This is a genomic window from Pseudomonas sp. TE3-3-F2023 (assembly GCF_036784815.1).
GTDB classification, from domain to species: Bacteria; Pseudomonadota; Gammaproteobacteria; order Pseudomonadales; family Pseudomonadaceae; genus Aquipseudomonas; species Aquipseudomonas pudica.
The window spans coordinates 3439887-3455621 of record NZ_CP145113.1 but is presented as its reverse complement, the minus strand read 5'-3'; the positions used below and the strand labels follow the sequence as shown (position 1 = coordinate 3455621).

The 15735-nt window shown below is 65.4% G+C and carries 12 protein-coding genes; 5 read left to right on the top strand and 7 right to left on the bottom strand.

The annotated features are described in order from the left end of the window. The first annotated feature begins 103 nt into the window (after positions 1 to 103). The 4 genes from V3314_RS15530 to V3314_RS15515 all read left to right on the top strand — a co-directional run bounded on the left by V3314_RS15530 (position 104) and on the right by V3314_RS15515 (position 6367). Entirely contained in the window at positions 104 to 2620 is a 2517-nt protein-coding gene (locus V3314_RS15530) for an excinuclease ABC subunit UvrA (protein ID WP_338459225.1), read from the top strand. A gap of 159 nt (positions 2621 to 2779) precedes the next feature. Beyond that, complete coding sequence (locus tag V3314_RS15525) at positions 2780 to 4429, top strand: MFS transporter (RefSeq protein WP_046614268.1); 1650 nt, start codon at positions 2780 to 2782, stop codon at positions 4427 to 4429. After that, a complete protein-coding gene (locus tag V3314_RS15520; RefSeq protein WP_046614269.1) occupies positions 4426 to 5559 on the top strand; it encodes an HlyD family secretion protein in 1134 nt (377 codons plus the stop codon). The genes V3314_RS15525 and V3314_RS15520 overlap by 4 nt, the downstream gene beginning before the upstream one ends. 214 nt (positions 5560 to 5773) lie before the next feature. Continuing rightward, positions 5774 to 6367: a hypothetical protein gene (locus tag V3314_RS15515; protein WP_046614270.1), complete on the top strand. Its 594-nt coding sequence runs from the start codon at positions 5774 to 5776 to the stop codon at positions 6365 to 6367. 116 nt (positions 6368 to 6483) lie between these two features. On the opposite strand, the gene V3314_RS15510 is transcribed toward V3314_RS15515, so the two are convergent. Continuing rightward, on the bottom strand, positions 6484 to 7359 hold the full coding sequence (locus V3314_RS15510) for an AEC family transporter (RefSeq protein WP_046614271.1): 876 nt from the start codon (positions 7357 to 7359) through the stop codon (positions 6484 to 6486). A gap of 325 nt (positions 7360 to 7684) precedes the next feature. On the opposite strand from V3314_RS15510, the gene V3314_RS15505 reads away from it, so the two are divergent. Continuing rightward, positions 7685 to 8989 (top strand): MFS transporter, encoded by a 1305-nt coding sequence (locus V3314_RS15505; protein WP_046614272.1) that lies wholly within the window; start codon positions 7685 to 7687, stop codon positions 8987 to 8989. Between the two features lie 77 nt (positions 8990 to 9066). Here the strand turns inward: V3314_RS15505 and V3314_RS15500 are convergent, their stop codons facing one another. The 6 genes from V3314_RS15500 to V3314_RS15475 all read right to left on the bottom strand — a co-directional run bounded on the left by V3314_RS15500 (position 9067) and on the right by V3314_RS15475 (position 15727). Further along, positions 9067 to 10029, bottom strand: coding sequence for a D-glycerate dehydrogenase (locus V3314_RS15500; protein ID WP_046614273.1), 963 nt, complete (start codon positions 10027 to 10029; stop codon positions 9067 to 9069). An 11-nt stretch (positions 10030 to 10040) separates the two neighbouring features. Beyond that, positions 10041 to 11333, bottom strand: coding sequence for an MFS transporter (locus tag V3314_RS15495; protein WP_046614274.1), 1293 nt, complete (start codon positions 11331 to 11333; stop codon positions 10041 to 10043). A 58-nt stretch (positions 11334 to 11391) separates the two neighbouring features. Then, positions 11392 to 12342: a sugar kinase gene (locus V3314_RS15490; RefSeq protein WP_046614275.1), complete on the bottom strand. Its 951-nt coding sequence runs from the start codon at positions 12340 to 12342 to the stop codon at positions 11392 to 11394. Continuing rightward, positions 12335 to 13126 (bottom strand): AP endonuclease, encoded by a 792-nt coding sequence (locus tag V3314_RS15485; RefSeq protein ID WP_338459223.1) that lies wholly within the window; start codon positions 13124 to 13126, stop codon positions 12335 to 12337. Before V3314_RS15485 ends, V3314_RS15490 begins: the two co-directional genes overlap by 8 nt. A gap of 67 nt (positions 13127 to 13193) precedes the next feature. Beyond that, positions 13194 to 14213 carry a transcriptional regulator PtxS gene (ptxS, locus tag V3314_RS15480; RefSeq protein WP_046614277.1) on the bottom strand — a complete coding sequence of 340 codons (1020 nt, stop codon included), beginning with the start codon at positions 14211 to 14213 and terminating at the stop codon, positions 13194 to 13196. A 272-nt stretch (positions 14214 to 14485) separates the two neighbouring features. After that, the gene (locus tag V3314_RS15475) at positions 14486 to 15727 is read right to left on the bottom strand and encodes a cytochrome c (protein ID WP_338459222.1); all 1242 of its coding nucleotides are present in this window, start codon (positions 15725 to 15727) and stop codon (positions 14486 to 14488) included. Between the last annotated feature and the right edge of the window lie 8 nt (positions 15728 to 15735).

Sequence of the window (15735 nt, the reverse complement as noted above, 5' to 3'; positions counted from 1 at the left end):
AAGCTGGGAGCACAATCGAATCTGGTTTCACACGGTGGAACACAAAGTCATGCCTTTGCTGTTACCTTGAGCTCACTGTTCAGCCAAAGCCAAGGACTGCGTCATGCCCCCACGCCCCACCACCCCCACCGGCTTCATCCGCGTCCGTGGCGCCCGCGAGCACAACCTCAAGAACATCGATGTCGATATTCCCCGTGACGCACTGGTGGTATTCACCGGCGTGTCCGGCTCGGGCAAGTCCTCGTTGGCCTTCTCCACTCTCTACGCCGAAGCCCAGCGCCGCTACTTCGAGTCGGTCGCGCCCTATGCGCGACGCCTGATCGACCAGGTTGGCGTGCCGGATGTCGACGCCATCGAAGGCCTGCCCCCGGCCGTGGCCCTGCAGCAGCAACGCGGCACGCCGAGTGCACGTTCTTCGGTGGGCAGCGTGACCACCCTGTCCAGCTCGATCCGCATGCTCTACTCCCGCGCCGGCCACTACCCAGCCGGCCAGGCGATGCTGTATGCCGAGGATTTCTCGCCCAACACGCCGCAGGGCGCCTGCCCGGAATGCCATGGCATGGGCCGGGTCTACGAAGTGGACGAAGCGACCATGGTCCCCGACCCGTCGCTGACCATCCGCGAGCGCGCCGTGGCGGCGTGGCCGATGGCCTGGCAGGGCCAGAACCTGCGCGACATTCTGGTGACGCTAGGCTACGACGTCGATATCCCGTGGCGCGACCTGCCACAGGCGCAGCGTGACTGGATCCTGTTCACCGAAGAAACACCCACCGCGCCGGTGTATGCCGGGTTGACCCCGGCGCAAACCCGCGCCGCCCTCAAGCGCAAGCTAGAGCCCAGCTACCAAGGCACGTTCATGGGGGCCCGGCGGTACGTGCTGCACACCTTCATGCACTCGCAAAGCGCGCAGATGCGCAAGCGCGTTGCCCAGTTCATGCGCCCCAGCCCGTGCCCGCTGTGCCAGGGCAAGCGCCTGAAGCGCGAGGCGCTGGGGGTGACCTTCGCCGGCCTGGACATCGCCGAGCTGTCGCACCTGTCGCTGCAGGCGCTGGCCGAGGTGTTGCGCAAGGTGGCGGCAGCAGACTACCTGGCACAACAGCAGGACGACCTGACCCTGGAAAAGCGCCTGGCTGCCCAACGCATCGCCAACGAGCTGCTCGAACGCATCGACACCCTGCTCGACCTGGGCCTGGGTTATCTGGCCCTGGAGCGCAGCACGCCGACCCTGTCCTCTGGCGAGCTGCAGCGCTTGCGCCTGGCCACACAACTGAATTCGCAACTGTTCGGCGTGATCTATGTGCTCGACGAGCCTTCGGCCGGTTTGCACCCGGCCGACAGCGAAGCCCTGTTCGAGGCGCTGCAGCGCCTGAAGCACGCTGGCAATTCGGTCTATGTGGTGGAACATGATCTGGACACCATGCGCCGCGCCGACTGGCTGGTGGATGTAGGGCCTGCCGCTGGCGAGCATGGCGGCACCATCCTCTACAGCGGGCCGCCCGAGGGCCTGGCCGAGGTCGAGCAGTCGAGCACCCGTGCCTACCTGTTCAGTGCACCGGCCCAGACCACGCGCACACCACGCCAGGCGCGCGACTGGCTGAAGCTCGAAGGCATCAGCCGCAACAACCTGAACAACCTCAGTGCGCAATTCCCGCTGGGCTGCTTTACCGCCGTTACCGGTATTTCCGGTTCGGGCAAGTCGAGCCTGGTCAGCCAGGCCCTGCTGGAGCTGGTGGGTGCGCACCTGGGCCATGCCGCCCAGCGCAACGAGCCCGAAGAACAGAGCCTGGAAGATGAACCCGAACAGGCCAGCGGCGGGCATGTGAGCGCCGGCCTTGGCAGCATCAGGCGCCTGGTGCAGGTCGACCAGAAGCCGATCGGCCGTACGCCCCGCTCCAACCTGGCCACCTACACCGGCCTGTTCGACCATGTGCGCAAGCTGTTCGCCGCCACCGAACAGGCCAAGGCAAAAGGCTTCGATGCCGGGCGTTTCTCCTTCAACGTTGCCAAGGGGCGCTGCGAGAACTGCGAGGGCGAAGGCTTCGTCAGCGTCGAGTTGCTGTTCATGCCCAGCGTCTATGCGCCCTGCCCGACCTGCCATGGCGCCCGCTACAACCCGGAAACCCTGGCGGTGAGCTGGCAGGGCATGAACATTGCCCAGGTGCTGCAGCTGACGGTCGACCAGGCCCTGCAGGTGTTTGCCGAACAGCCTGCGGCGCGGCGCTGCCTGCAGGTGCTGCAGGACATCGGCCTGGGCTACCTGCGCCTGGGCCAGCCGGCCACCGAACTGTCCGGCGGCGAGGCGCAGCGCATCAAGCTGGCCACCGAGCTGCAACGCATGGCCCGCGGGGCGACGTTGTATGTACTGGACGAACCTACCAACGGCTTGCACCCGCAGGACATCGACCGGCTGCTGGTGCAACTCAACCGCCTGGTCGATGGCGGGCACAGCGTGGTGGTGGTCGAGCATGACATGCGAGTGGTGGCGCAGAGCGACTGGGTGATCGACATCGGGCCGGGGGCCGGGGATGCCGGGGGCCAGGTGGTGGTCAGCGGTACGCCACAGGTGGTGGCCGGGTGTGCCGAAAGCCGCACTGCGGAGTTTCTGGCCAAGGCCTTGTAGCGCCTGCACCGGCCTCTTCGCGGGTAAACCCGCTCCCACAGGGTCACCACAGATCTTGCAAGCTGTGCAGTACCTGTTGGAGCGGGTTTACCCGCGAAGAGGCAAGTGCAGGCGATAGACTGTTTTCATCCCCCGGCGCCCTCAAGTACAGTCTGCCCCATGGACAAATACGCCCCCCGCCAGTGGCTCCCCCACGAAAAGCCCAGCTTGCCGGGCTCCCCCTCCACGCCCCTGCACACGCCCGCAAAGCGCCTGGCCTACGGCGTCGTCGGGCTGCTGGTGGCGATCACCGGTGGGCTGGGCAACGCGCTGGTCACCGCCAACCTGGTGTTCCTGCAAGGTGCGCTGGGCGCAACCACGGCGGAAATGGCCTGGCTGCCGGCTGCCTACGTAATGACCAACGTGTCCATCAACCTGCTGCTGGTGAAGTTTCGCCAGCAATTCGGCCTGCGCGCGTTCACCGAGGTGTTCCTGGTGCTCTATGCCCTGGTCACCTTCGCCCACCTGCTGGTCAACGACCTCAACTCGGCCATCGCAGTGCGGGCGGCCCATGGCATGGTCGGTGCCGCGCTCAGCTCGCTGGGGCTGTACTACATGATCCAGGCGTTCCCGGCGCAATGGCGGCTGAAGGCGATGGTGCTTGGCCTGGGCGCCTCGCAGCTGGCGTTGCCACTGGCACGGATATTTTCCGAAGACCTGCTGCAGATCGCCGAATGGCGCGGCCTGTACCTGTTCGAACTGGGCCTTGCACTGGCTGCGCTGGGTTGCGTGCTGATGCTCAAGCTGCCCCCCGGTGACCGCTTCAAGACCTTCGAGCCGCTGGACTTTCTCACCTTCTCGCTGATGGCCAGCGGCACCGCCCTGCTGTGCGCCGTGCTGTCACTCGGGCGTATCGACTGGTGGCTGGAGGCGCCCTGGATCGGCATGGCGCTGGCGGCCTCGATCGCACTGATCTTCAGCGGCCTGGCCATCGAGCACAACCGCCAGAACCCGCTGCTTATGACCCGCTGGCTGGGCAGCGGCGCGATCATTCGCCTGGCCCTGTGCGTGGTGCTGATCCGCATGGTCACCTCGGAGCAGTCCACCGGGGCGGTCGGCTTCCTGCAGGCGCTGAACATGGGCAGCGAACAGATGCGCACGCTGTACGCGGTCATGCTGCTGGGCGCAGTGGCCGGCCTGGCCAGCAGTGCCCTCACCATCAACCCCAACCACCTGGTGATCCCGCTGTTCATCTCGCTGCTGGCCATGGCCACCGGCGCCTTCATGGACAGCAGTTCGAGCAACCTCACCCGCCCGGCACAGATGTACCTCAGCCAGTTCCTGCTGGCGTTCGGCAGCACCTTCTTCCTCGGCCCATCCATGGCTCTGGGCATCAGCCATGTGCGCGCCAACCCGCGCAACTTGGTGAGTTTCTCGGTGCTGTTCGGCATCTGCAACAACCTCGGCGGCCTGATTGGCGCGGCGCTGCTGGGCACCTTCCAGACCTGGCGAGAAAAATTCCACTCCAGCCACCTGATGGACCGCCTCAGCTACCTGGAACCGTTGGTCACGGCCCGCGTGCAAAGCGGCGGTGCCGGCTACGGCGGCATCATTGCCGACCCGGCGCTGCGCAGCGAAGCCGGCATGCGGCTGTTGGCCAGTGCCGCCACCCGCGAGGCGAATATCATGGCCTACAACGATGTGTTCGTGCTGATCGGCTGCATCGCTATCCTGACCATGATCTGGATCTGCATCCGTGGCACCTGGCTCTGGCACACCAAACGCCGGGCCATTTCCCCTGACTCCACCCCCGGCGCGCCCACCCGATGACCGACGACACCCGCACCACGACCACCACTGCCATTGCCGAAACCCCGGAAGGCGCCACGCCGCCCAGCGAGCCGACCAGCCCGGTGCGTTCGCGGCGGGTGCGTATCCTGTCGTCGATCAGCTTCGCCTGTGTGGCCCTGGCCGGTATCCTGCTGGTGCTTTATGCCTGGCGCCTGCCGCCATTCAGCAGCGCCATCGAAAGTACCGAGAACGCCCTGGTGCGCGGCCAGGTGACCATCATCGGGCCGCAGCTGAGCGGCTATATCGTCGATGTGCCGGTGCACGACTTCCAGTTTGTCAAGGCCGGCGACCTGCTGGTGCAACTGGACGACCGCATCTACAAGCAGCGCCTGGCTCAGGCCATCGCCCAGCTGCAGCAACAACAGGCGGCGCTGGCCAACAACCTGCAGCAACGTAAAAGTGCCGAAGCCACCATTGCGCAGCGCCAGGCGGCCATTGGCGATGCCGCTGCCCAGGCAGCCAAGGCCAGGGCCGACCTCGGCCGCAACCAGGCGCTGGTCAGCGACGGCTCGGTGTCGCGCCGCGACCTGGACCTGGCCCGGGCCAGCGAGGCCGCAGCTGTCGCCAGCCTGGCCCAGGCCAGGGCGGCACTGGAAATCGCCCGCCAGGACCGCGAAACCGTGGTGGTCAACCGGGCCGCGCTGGAGGCCTCCGTGGAAAACGCCAAGGCCGCCGTGGAGCTGGCCCGCATCGACCTCGACAACACCCGCGTCACCGCCCCGCGCGACGGCCAGCTGGGGCAGATCGGCACGCGCCTGGGGGCCTATGTAAATTCCGGTGCGCAGTTGATGGCGCTGGTACCCGACACCTTGTGGGTGATCGCCAACATGAAGGAAACCCAGATGGCCAATGTGCGCATTGGCCAGCCGGTGAGTTTCACCGTGGATGCGCTGAACCACTTGAAGCTGCAGGGGCATGTGCAGCAGATATCACCGGCCACCGGCTCCGAGTTCGCCTTGCTGCAGGCGGACAATGCCACCGGCAACTTCGTCAAGATTGCCCAGCGCATACCGGTGCGGATCACCGTGGATGCCGACCAGCCGGAGGCTCGGCGCTTGCGGCCGGGGATGTCGGTGGTGGTCAGTATCGATACTCGCAGCCAGGATTGATGTTGTTGCCACTGGCCTCTTCGCGGGTAAACCCGTTCCCACAGGTTCACCACAGGTCTTGAAAACTGTGCAATACCTGTGGGAGCGGGTTTACCCGCGAAGAGGCCAGCGAAGATCATGCAGAGATGCCGTCTTGCCATGATTGCGCCGCTCTAGCCCGTAGGTTCTAATCGCGCACGACCCGTTTGCCTTTGTCAATCAAGGAAGTGTCACCATGTACAGGAAGATCGTGCCGCTGGCGCTGTTTGCAACCTTGGCCGGTTGCTCGAACAGCGAGGACACCAGCGAGGCCAGTTTTCAGAAGGCCGCCCAGGCCTACCTCGATACCCAGTACCCCCGCTGCTTCGTCATCAGTTCATTCCCTACCAAGACCCAGGACTTCGACCTGCATGGCACCAACAAGGCGTTGCATGCCTTGGCCCGGGTCGGTGTCGTCAGCGAGAAGGAGATCTCGCGGACCGAGGTGCCCGCCCGCCTGTGGCAAGCGGCACGCACGGACATCTACTACGCCTATGAGCTCACCGACGAAGGGCGCAGGTATTACAAGGCAAATAACGGGCTGTGCTTCGGCAAGGCGCAGGTCACCGCCATCGAGCAGTTCAGCAAGCCGAGCGAGGTGACCGGGCAGAAGATTTCGAACGTGACCTATGCCTACAAGATCACCGGGTTACCGGCTTGGGCCGGGGACGAAGGGGTCAAGGCCAGCATTGCCGAACTGGGCAAGGCGGTGGCCAGCAATGACACGCCGCTCAAGGAAACCCGGGCGATGGTGCTGACCAGCCAGGGGTGGCGATTGCAGGAGAAATAGCCGTTTGCCGTATCGGCCTCATCGCGGGTGAACCCGCGCCCACAGTTCCATCACAAGGCTGGAACCTGCGCTGTAACCGTGGGAGCGGGTTCACCCGCGAAAGGGCCGGTACAGGCTTACATCCACCACGCCAGCACCACTGGCAACCAGGCAAACGACAGCACCGTGGAACACATCACCAGGTTCGCCACCTGCTCCGGCTCGCGGTTGGCGCGCACTGCCATCAGGTAGTTGAACACGGCAACCGGCATCGCCGACTGCACCACCAGCACCGCACGCTCCAGGCTTCCCATGCCCAGCGCCGCACCTACTGCCCAGCCCACGGCGGCCCCCAGGCCAATGCGCAAAGCCCCCAGCAGCATGCCGCTGCCCACATGATGCAGGCGAATGCTGGCCAGCGACACGCCCAGTGTCAGCAACATCAGCGGGATGGTCATGCCGCCCAGCAGGTCTGCCGTATTGGCCAGCCAGCGCGGCAACTCGAAATCGAGAAAGATGATCGGCATGGCCCCGGCCAGGCTGATCACGATCGGGTTGCGCAGCAGTGCCTTGAGCGAAGCCGCAGTACCGGAAATGGCCATGCCGAGGGTGAACTGCACGATCGACAAGGTCAGAAAGAACGCCACGGCCAGGGCCAGGCCGTGTTCGCCAAAGGCGTACAGGCTGATCGGCAGGCCCATGTTGCCGGTGTTGGGGAACATGAACGCCGGCAACAGGACACGCCAGTGCATGCCCGAAGCGCGGCACACCAGCAAGCCGGCCAGGGCCATCCCCAAGGTGCACAGCAGGCAGGCCATGGCCATGCTGGTGAAGGCGTTCGGGTCCAGCTCGGTACGGCTGAGCGTGGACAGCACCAGCGAAGGTGTGCCCACGGTCATCACCACTCGGGCGATGAATTCGGTGGGGTAGTCCAGGCCCTTGCGGGCCCAGGCATAGCCGATGCCGGCAACGATGAAAACCGGGGCCAGGACTGCGAACAGCGAAGCGAACATTGGTGGGCCTTCCTTGGGGGTGGGCCCCGCATTATGCCGCAGACTGCGGGATTGCCGGGGCCGCTTTGCGGCCCCGGGATGTCCGCCCAAGACGCATTCGTGTCGCCCGCAGACTGCGGCGTCTCGTCGCACACCCAAGCCCCTTGGGCAAAACCGCGCAAGCCCGTAGAATCGCGCATCCTTTTCGCCCGTCGCCTTGAACGGTGGCAACCGGCAGCGTCGCATCCAGCCCAGGCACATCCGTGCAGCCCCTCGGCCCGTTCGGGTCGAGCCGGCGTGCGCGTCCGAAAAGGCGCTCATTCCGCTCATCCAACTAGAGGTACGTATGTCTCCGCGTTTGCTGGCCATGGCGCTGGCGCCCCTGCTCGGGCTGTTCATCATTGCCCTGGGCAACGGCTTCATGTCTTCCCTTACCACCCTGCGCCTGGGCGCTGCCGGCGAGTCGGCCACCACCATCGGTGTGGTCTCCTCGACCTACTTCATCGGCCTGACCCTGGGTGCCATCTTCAACGACCGGCTGATCCTGCGCATCGGCCATATCCGCGCCTACACCAGCTTCGCCTCGCTGATCGCCGTGACCATCCTGCTGCAAGGCCTGTTCTACGACGTCACCTGGTGGTCGGTGCTGCGCCTGATCAACGGCTGGGCGGCGGTGGGCGTGTTCCTGGTGATCGAAAGCTGGCTGCTGCTGGCCGGTGACGCCAAGATCCGCGGCCGCCTGCTGGCGCTGTACATGATCGCCTTCTACGGCGCGGGGGTCATCGCCCAGGCCGGCCTTGGCGAAATCACCCACATGGGTGACACCGCACCGTTCATGCTGGCCGGCGTGCTCGCCGCCCTGTCGGTACTGCCCATCGTGATCCTGCCCCGAGTGTCGCCGCTGCTGGAACAGGTCGAACCGCTCAAGCCGCGCCAGTTGCTGGGCGTTGCGCCGTCGGGCCTGGTCGGCTGCTTCGGTTCGGGTGTGGCCATCGCCGGCATCTATGCCCTGCTGCCGCTGTACCTGCAGCGCATCGGCCTGGACGTGGGCGAGGTCGGTAACATGATGGCCTGGGTGATTCTGGGTGCCATGCTGCTGCAATACCCGGTCGGGCGCTGGTCCGACCGCAAGGACCGCCAGGATGTGCTGATTGCCCTGGCCGCGCTGTGCGTGCTGCTGTCGCTGGTCACGGTGTTTCTGCCGTCGGACTCGATCCTGCTGCCAGCAATGCTGTTCCTGCTGGGTGGTGGCGTGTTCACCCTGTACCCGGTGGCGGTCAGCCATGCGGCCGACCGGGCGCCATCGGATGCACTTGTGCCGATGATCCAGGGACTGCTGCTGATCAACTCGCTGGGTTCGGCCATGGCGCCGGTGGCGATTTCGCCAATGATGACCGAGTTTGGCGAGGCCGGGTTGTTCTGGGCCTTTTCCGTGGTCAACCTGGCCATGGTGTGCTTCTTCATGTGGCGCCGTGGCAAGCGCCCGGCGGCGGAGCACCCGGCCCCGTTCACCGCTTCGACCACCTTCTCACCGACCGGTGCCGAGCTGCGGGTGACCGAAGACCTGATGCATGCGGCGCAGGAGCACCCGCCGCTGGAGCCGGTGGAGAGTGCTGCGCCAGCGCAGGCGCAGCGTTCAGAATCGCATTGAATCCGGGGGCTGCCTTGCAGCCCTTTCGCGACACAAGGCCGCTCCCACAGGGGCCGCGCAGGCTTGTGGATCTGGCGCTAGCCATTCACCAGGTTGGCCGGGCGCTCGCCGGCCAGCGCACTGAGCAGGTTGTCCACCGCACAACGCGCCATGGCCTGGCGGGTTTCTTCGGTCGCAGAGCCGATATGCGGGGTCGCCACCACATTGTCGAGTTGCAACAACGGCGACTGCGCCGGCAACGGTTCCTGCACGAACACATCCAGGCCGGCGCCGCGTATGCGCCGGGCACGCAACGCTTCGATCAGTGCCGGCTCATCCACCACGCGCCCGCGGGAAATGTTCACCAGGATGGCCTCTGGCTTCATCAGCGCCAGTTCCCGCGCGCCGATCAGGCCTTCGGTGCTGGCACTCAGCGGCACGGTCAGGCAAACGAAATCCGCCTGCTGCAACAGCTCATCCAGGCTGCATTGACGCGCGGCATGCCGCGCCTCCACCTCAGGCTTGGCACGCTGACTGTGATACAGCACACGCATGCCGAAGCCGGCCGCAGCACGCCGGGCCAGGGCCTCGCCGATGCGGCCCATGCCGACGATGCCCAGCGTCTTGCCGTGTACATCACTGCCGAAATGCGCCGGGCCGAGGTTGGCCTGCCAGTTCCCGTCTCGCACCCAGTTAGCCAGTTCCACCACCCGCCTGGCGGTGGCCAGGATCAAGGCAAAGCCCGTGTCGGCGGTGGTTTCGGTGAGCACGTCGGGGGTGTTGGTCAACATCACGCCACGCCGGCTGAGCTCGGCGATGTCGTAGTTGTCCACGCCGACCGAAACGCTGGACACCACTTCAAGCTGTGGCGCCAGGTCGAGCAGGCTGGCGTCCAGGCGCAGGCTGGCCCCCAGCAGCCCGTGCGCCCCCGGCAAGGCGTCGCGCAAACGCGCCAGGCCATCGGGCCCGGAGGTATCCACCCAGGTCACCTCGACGCGTTCTTGCAGGCGTGCCATCAAGTCGTCGGACAGGCGTTTGTACAGGACGATTCGCTTCTTCATTGCACTGGTTCCTAATGGTTCATGGCCAGGCGCGAGTTGCCGCGCTTGGCCCGGCCTGATGTCTGGGAAGTATTGAGCGCGGCGGTAAGCGCCACTGCGGCCAGCAGCGCACCGCACATGAACAGGTAGGAGGCGCCTGGCCCGCCCGTGACGCCATTGAGATAACCCACCAGCCACGAGCCACCGAACGAGCCCAGCGCGCCCATGCTGTTGATCAGCGCCATGGCACCGCCCGCGACGTTGGCCGGCAGGATCTCGGGCACGATCGCGAAGAACGGGCCGTAGGGGGCATACATGCAGGCGCCGGCGACCACCAGCAACGCGTACGACAGCCAGAAGTGCTCGCTGCCCAGGGCGTACGAGCCATAGAACGCAACGGCGGCGATCAGCAGTGGTGGCCAGACGAAGCGCTTGCGCTTCTGCAGGCGGTCGGACGCCCACGACACACCGACCATGGCCAGCACCGCCGCCAGGTAAGGTACCGACGACAGCCAGCCGGCCTGCACTATATCGAGGTTGGCCGCCTGCTTGAGGATCGACGGCAACCACAGCACGAAGCCATACACACCGATGCTCCAGCAGAAGTACTGCAGCGCAAGGATGATCACCTGCGGCGAGCGGAACGCCTCGCGGTAGTTCTTCACCGGCTTGATACCTTGCTGCTCGGCAGCCAGCGCCTGTTCCAGAGCGGTCTTTTCCTGCTCGCTCAGCCACTTCACCTGGGCCGGGCGGTCATCCACCAGGCGCCACCAGAAGAACGCCCAGATGACCGCGGGCAGGCCTTCGATGATGAACATCCAGCGCCAGTCGTAATGCTTGACGAGGTAGCCAGACACCACCGACATCCACAGGATGGTCACCGGGTTGCCGAGGATCAGGAAAGTGTTGGCGCGCGAACGCTCCGCGCGGGTGAACCAGTGGCACAGGTACACCAGCATGGCCGGCATCACCGCCGCCTCCACCACCCCGAGCAGGAAGCGGATGCCGATCAGCATGTAGACGTTGCTGACCACGCCGGTGAGCGTGGCAAGGCCACCCCAGAGGATCAGGCAGACAAAGATCAGCTTCTTCACACTGCGCTTTTCGGCATAGATGGCGCCGGGCACCTGGAAGAAGAAGTAACCAAGGAAGAACAGTGCCCCCAGCAGTGAAGACAGTGCGGGGGTGATATGCAGGTCTTCAGCCATGCCGGAAGCGGCGGCGAACCCGTAGTTGGCACGGTCCAGGTACGCCAGGCTATAGGTGAAGAACACGATCGGGATGATGTACCACCAGCGGCGAGGTGCCAGGCTTTGGCTTTGCATGGTTCGTTTCTCCTGAGCTTGTTGTTTTTGTTGCAACAGGTGTTTCGGGGTCAAGCGTTCACGCGCTTCTGCGCAGGTCGTGGGCCTGCAGCTCATGGCGCAGCGGCAGCCCTTCCATGTCGCCACGCGACTGCACGGCGCGGCTGCCGCACCAGTTGCCACGCGCAACTGCCTCGGCTACCGGGTGGCCCTCCAGCAGCGCACTGAGCACGCCGACGGCAAAGGCATCGCCGGCGCCAACGGTGTCCACCACATGGCTGACCGGCACTGGCGCCACCTGGCCTTCACCCTTGGCGCTGCGGAAGTACGCACCGGCATCGCCCAGCTTGATCACCACCAGTTCCACCCCTTGGTCGAGGTAGAATGCGGCGATGTCTGCCGGGGTGTGCTGGCCGGTCAGCAGGCGGCCCTCTTCCAGCCCGGGCAGAACCCAGTCGGCCTTGGCGGCCAGGGCATTGACTTCACGCACCATGCTGCTTTGGTCAGGCCACAGCGAGGGGCGCAGGTTGGGGTCGAACGAAATGCTGCGCCCGGCGGCACGCATGGCGTCCATCAACGCATGGGACAGCGCCCGGCAACTCTCCGACAGCGCTGGCGGAATGCCGGTGGCGTGCAAGTGGCGCGCCTGCAGAGAGCCCGGGCGCAGCAACGCAGGCGACAGCCGGCTGGCCGCCGAACCACGGCGGAAGTACTCCACCGCCGGGTCACTGCCGTCATCGCAGCGGGCCTTGAGCTGGAAGCCGGTGGGGTTGCAGGCATCCACCTCGACGCCGGAGCAGTCCAGGCCTTCGCGGCGCAGGCTGTCGAGCACGAAACGGCCCAGCGAATCGTCGCCCACCCGGCTCAGCCAGCGGACCTTGAAGCCCAGCCGCGCCAGGCCGATGGCCACGTTGCTGTCAGCGCCGGCGATGCGCTTGCCGAACTGGCCGACACTGGCCAGGTCGCCAGCCTGCTCGGCGACGAACATGGCCATGGTCTCGCCGAAACACAACACGTCATGCTCATGCATGGCTCAGCTCCTCGCCCAATGCCACGCCCTGCCCCAGCGCCGCGAGGTCGCGCACCTGGGCCCGGGTCAGCGCCAGCAGATCGTCGCTCACCAGCGGGTACTCGACAGCACGCACCACGCCGGGGGTGAACTCGGCCATCAACTCGGCCCAATCCTGCAGGTGCGCAGCCTCTGGCGGGACGGCTACCAGGCGGCCATCGGCCCGGCGCTGCACGGCCTTGCAATGCACATAGCTGACCCAGCGGCCAAGCTGGCGAGCGGCGTGGCGAGCAGGCTCGCCCTGCCACTGCCAGTTACCGATATCGAAGGTCATGCCCAGGCTCAGCCCGAGTTCGTCGGCGCGCTGGAAAAACTGCTGCAGGGGTTCGATTCGCCCACCTTGCGCGGTCTGGTCGTTCTCCACCAGCAGCAACGGCCCGTGCGCCGGCAACAGCGTCGCCAGGGCCGCGACGTCACAGCCCGCATGGTAGTGGCCCAGGGAAACCTTGAGCGCGACCGCGCCAAGGGCGCGGGCAGTGTCCAGTTTCTGCGCCAGTTGCGGGTCTGGCACGCCTTGTGCGGTCCACAGCTCCAGGGGCGTGGAATACAGGCACTCCAGGCGCAGCGCGGCAATGGCTGCAGACAGCGCTGCAGTATCCGGGGCACAAGTGAACAGTTCTTCGCGCAGTTCCACGCGGGTGACGCCAGCGGCAGCCAGCAGATCAAGGAACTGTTCCTGGCCACGTTGCCGGACATAGTCGGCGCCGTAGCTGGAAAGGCTGATGGAAACGGGGTTCGGATGCATTGTTGTTGTCCTTGTGAAACCGGTTTCATTTTTGGGTAACAGCAGGCACGCAGGTACCTGCCTGTGATTACTGTGGCTGGGTTGAACCTCGGATGATCAGCTCGGCCTTGAAGTCGATGCGCCGTACTGCCCCGCTGTCGCCGCGCAGGCGGCCAAGCAGGCTCTCGAATGCTGCCACGCCGATACGCTCGGTGGGCTGGGCCAGTGCAGTGATGCCAGTGCCGACCAAGGGGTACCAGTCGAGGTCGTCGAGGGCGATCAGCCCGACGTCCGCGAACAGGTTGCGCCCTGCCTGGTGCAGGGCTCGGGTCACGGCCAGGGTGGCGACCCCGTTGAAGGTGAAGATGGCCTGCGGGCCATGACCACTGCCGACGAGGAACGAAGCCAGCTGGTCATCCAGCCCGGCGCCGATTTCCAGCACCTGCTGGCGCATGCCGGGGCGCCGGCTGATCGATGTACCGAACGCCTGTACCCGCTCCAGGCGCGAGCTGGTGCCATCGAGGGGCTCGGTTACCGCCAGGATGTCGCGATAGCCTTGCGCCTGCAGGTGGTCCAGGGCCTGCTCGACAGCGTCGGCATTGTCCAGGCCCACCAGGTCGACATTCAGTTCCGGCAACTGGCGGTCGACCAGCACCATGGGGATGTCGCGCTGCAGGTTGAGCAATTCGCCGGGGTGATGGCCAAGCGTGTTCACGATCAGCCCTTCGACGTTGTAGGACTGCAGGGCCACCAGGTGGTGACGCTCCTGATCGTCGTCGCGGTTGGTGTTGCACACCACCAGGCTGTAGCCGTGCTGGCGGCAGGCAGTTTCCACGCCATGCATCACGGCCACTGAATAGGGGTTGAGGATATCGGCCACCAGCATGCCGATCAGGCGCGTCTGGCCGCGCTTCAGGCCACGGGCCATCTGGTTGGGGCGGTAACCGAGGCGCTCGATGACCTCTTCCAGGCGCTTGGCGGTGGCTTCGGCGAGCAACTGCCGGTCACCGCCGATGTAACGGGAGACGGTGGCCTTGGAAACGCCAGCGACACGCGCTACTTCGCTGATGGTGACCCGTTCGCGGGCATGGGCAGGCGCGTCGGTCATGGGCTGTCCTTATGATTGTTGTGATAGCGATGAAACCGGTTTCAATACAGCAAAAACGCACGCGTTCGTCAACATGCCGTTGGTCGGCAGGGCGATTTATATGCTTAGTAGATACAATAAAAGTGCGTTTTAAGCAGTTGAAATATATAGGAAAGCAAACACAAAGCCCTGTGGGAGCGGGTTCACCCGCGAATGCGATGTTGAATGTGCCGACGCATTCGCGGGTAAACCCGCTCCCACAGTGGATTGGGGGTGCAGACAGAGGGATGCAGTTAACGGAGGGCTTTCACGTCACTGGCGGTGACGGCATCCCCTTGGTTACCCCAACTGGTGCGAATGAAGTTCACCACCTCGGCAACCTCCTGGTCACTCAGGCGCCAGCCGAACGCCGGCATGGTGAAGTTCGACGGTGCCGCGTGCGTCGCTGGCACCGTGCCCCCTGCCAACACCACGTGGATCAGCGATGTGGCATCTGCCGTCTGCACCACCGGGTTGCCGGCCAGGGCCGGGAACACGCGGGTATAGCCCTGGCCATCGGTACGGTGGCAGGCCGCGCAGTTGTCGATGTACACCGCCGCCCCGGGCTTGCTGTCGTCGCCCTTCCACAGCGCATCTGCCACCTGTTTGTCGTACACGTGCGGCCGGTCGGCAGGGTTGCTCGGCGGCAGCGTCTTCAGGTACCGGGCGATGGCGGTCAGGTCAGCGTCGCTCATGTGTTGCATGCTGTGCTCGACCACATCGCTCATGCCACCAAACACGGCGCTGCGGTCGCTACGGCCAGTCTTGAGAAACTGCACCAGCTGCTCTTCGCTCCAGCTACCCAGGCCGTCCTTGTGATCGCCACGCAGGTTCTTGGCAATCCAGCCTTCCAGCGGTGCACTGCCAGCCAGGAACTGCTCGCCATCCTGTGGGCTCAATGCCTTTTCCTGCATGGTCAGCGCGCGCGGCGTATGGCACGCGCCACAGTGCCCAAGGCCCTCGACCAGATAAGCGCCGCGGTTGACCACCGGGTCGGCCGCCGACGCCTGCCAGGGCTTGGCCTCTGGCGCGAACAACCCGCGCCAGATCGCCAGCGGCCAGCGCATGCTCAGCGGCCAGGGGATGTCGGTGGCCTTGTTCGGCTGCTCGACCGGCTCCACACCCTTCATGAAATAGGCATACAGCGCCTGCATGTCCTGCTCGCTGACACGTGCGTAAGATGGGTATGGCATGGCCGGATACAGGGTGCTGCCGTCCTTGCCGATGCCCTTGCGCACCGCCTGGTCGAAGTCTTCGAAGCTGTACTGGCCGATACCACTGGCAGCCGGGGTGATATTGGTGGAGTAAACCGTGCCGATCGGTGTCTCCATCGGCAGCCCACCGGCGAACGGCTTGCCGCCCTTGGCGGTATGGCAGGCAACACAGTCGCCGGCGCGGGCCAGGTACTCGCCCTGGCGCACCTGCGCATCGTCATTCGGCGCAGCCTGTGCGGCCACGCTGGCACCCAGCAGGGTTGCGATCAACATTGTCTTCATGCGCATCG

Coding starts and splice junctions, on each gene's coding strand:
- V3314_RS15475 (WP_338459222.1), bottom strand. CDS start 15,727: ATGAAGACAATGTTGATCGCAACCCTGCTGGGTGCCAGCGTGGCCGCA.
- V3314_RS15515 (WP_046614270.1), top strand. CDS start 5,774: ATGTACAGGAAGATCGTGCCGCTGGCGCTGTTTGCAACCTTGGCCGGT.
- V3314_RS15510 (WP_046614271.1), bottom strand. CDS start 7,359: ATGTTCGCTTCGCTGTTCGCAGTCCTGGCCCCGGTTTTCATCGTTGCC.
- V3314_RS15495 (WP_046614274.1), bottom strand. CDS start 11,333: ATGCAAAGCCAAAGCCTGGCACCTCGCCGCTGGTGGTACATCATCCCG.
- V3314_RS15490 (WP_046614275.1), bottom strand. CDS start 12,342: ATGCATGAGCATGACGTGTTGTGTTTCGGCGAGACCATGGCCATGTTC.
- V3314_RS15500 (WP_046614273.1), bottom strand. CDS start 10,029: ATGAAGAAGCGAATCGTCCTGTACAAACGCCTGTCCGACGACTTGATG.
- V3314_RS15485 (WP_338459223.1), bottom strand. CDS start 13,126: ATGCATCCGAACCCCGTTTCCATCAGCCTTTCCAGCTACGGCGCCGAC.
- ptxS (WP_046614277.1), bottom strand. CDS start 14,213: ATGACCGACGCGCCTGCCCATGCCCGCGAACGGGTCACCATCAGCGAA.
- V3314_RS15505 (WP_046614272.1), top strand. CDS start 7,685: ATGTCTCCGCGTTTGCTGGCCATGGCGCTGGCGCCCCTGCTCGGGCTG.
- V3314_RS15520 (WP_046614269.1), top strand. CDS start 4,426: ATGACCGACGACACCCGCACCACGACCACCACTGCCATTGCCGAAACC.
- V3314_RS15530 (WP_338459225.1), top strand. CDS start 104: ATGCCCCCACGCCCCACCACCCCCACCGGCTTCATCCGCGTCCGTGGC.
- V3314_RS15525 (WP_046614268.1), top strand. CDS start 2,780: ATGGACAAATACGCCCCCCGCCAGTGGCTCCCCCACGAAAAGCCCAGC.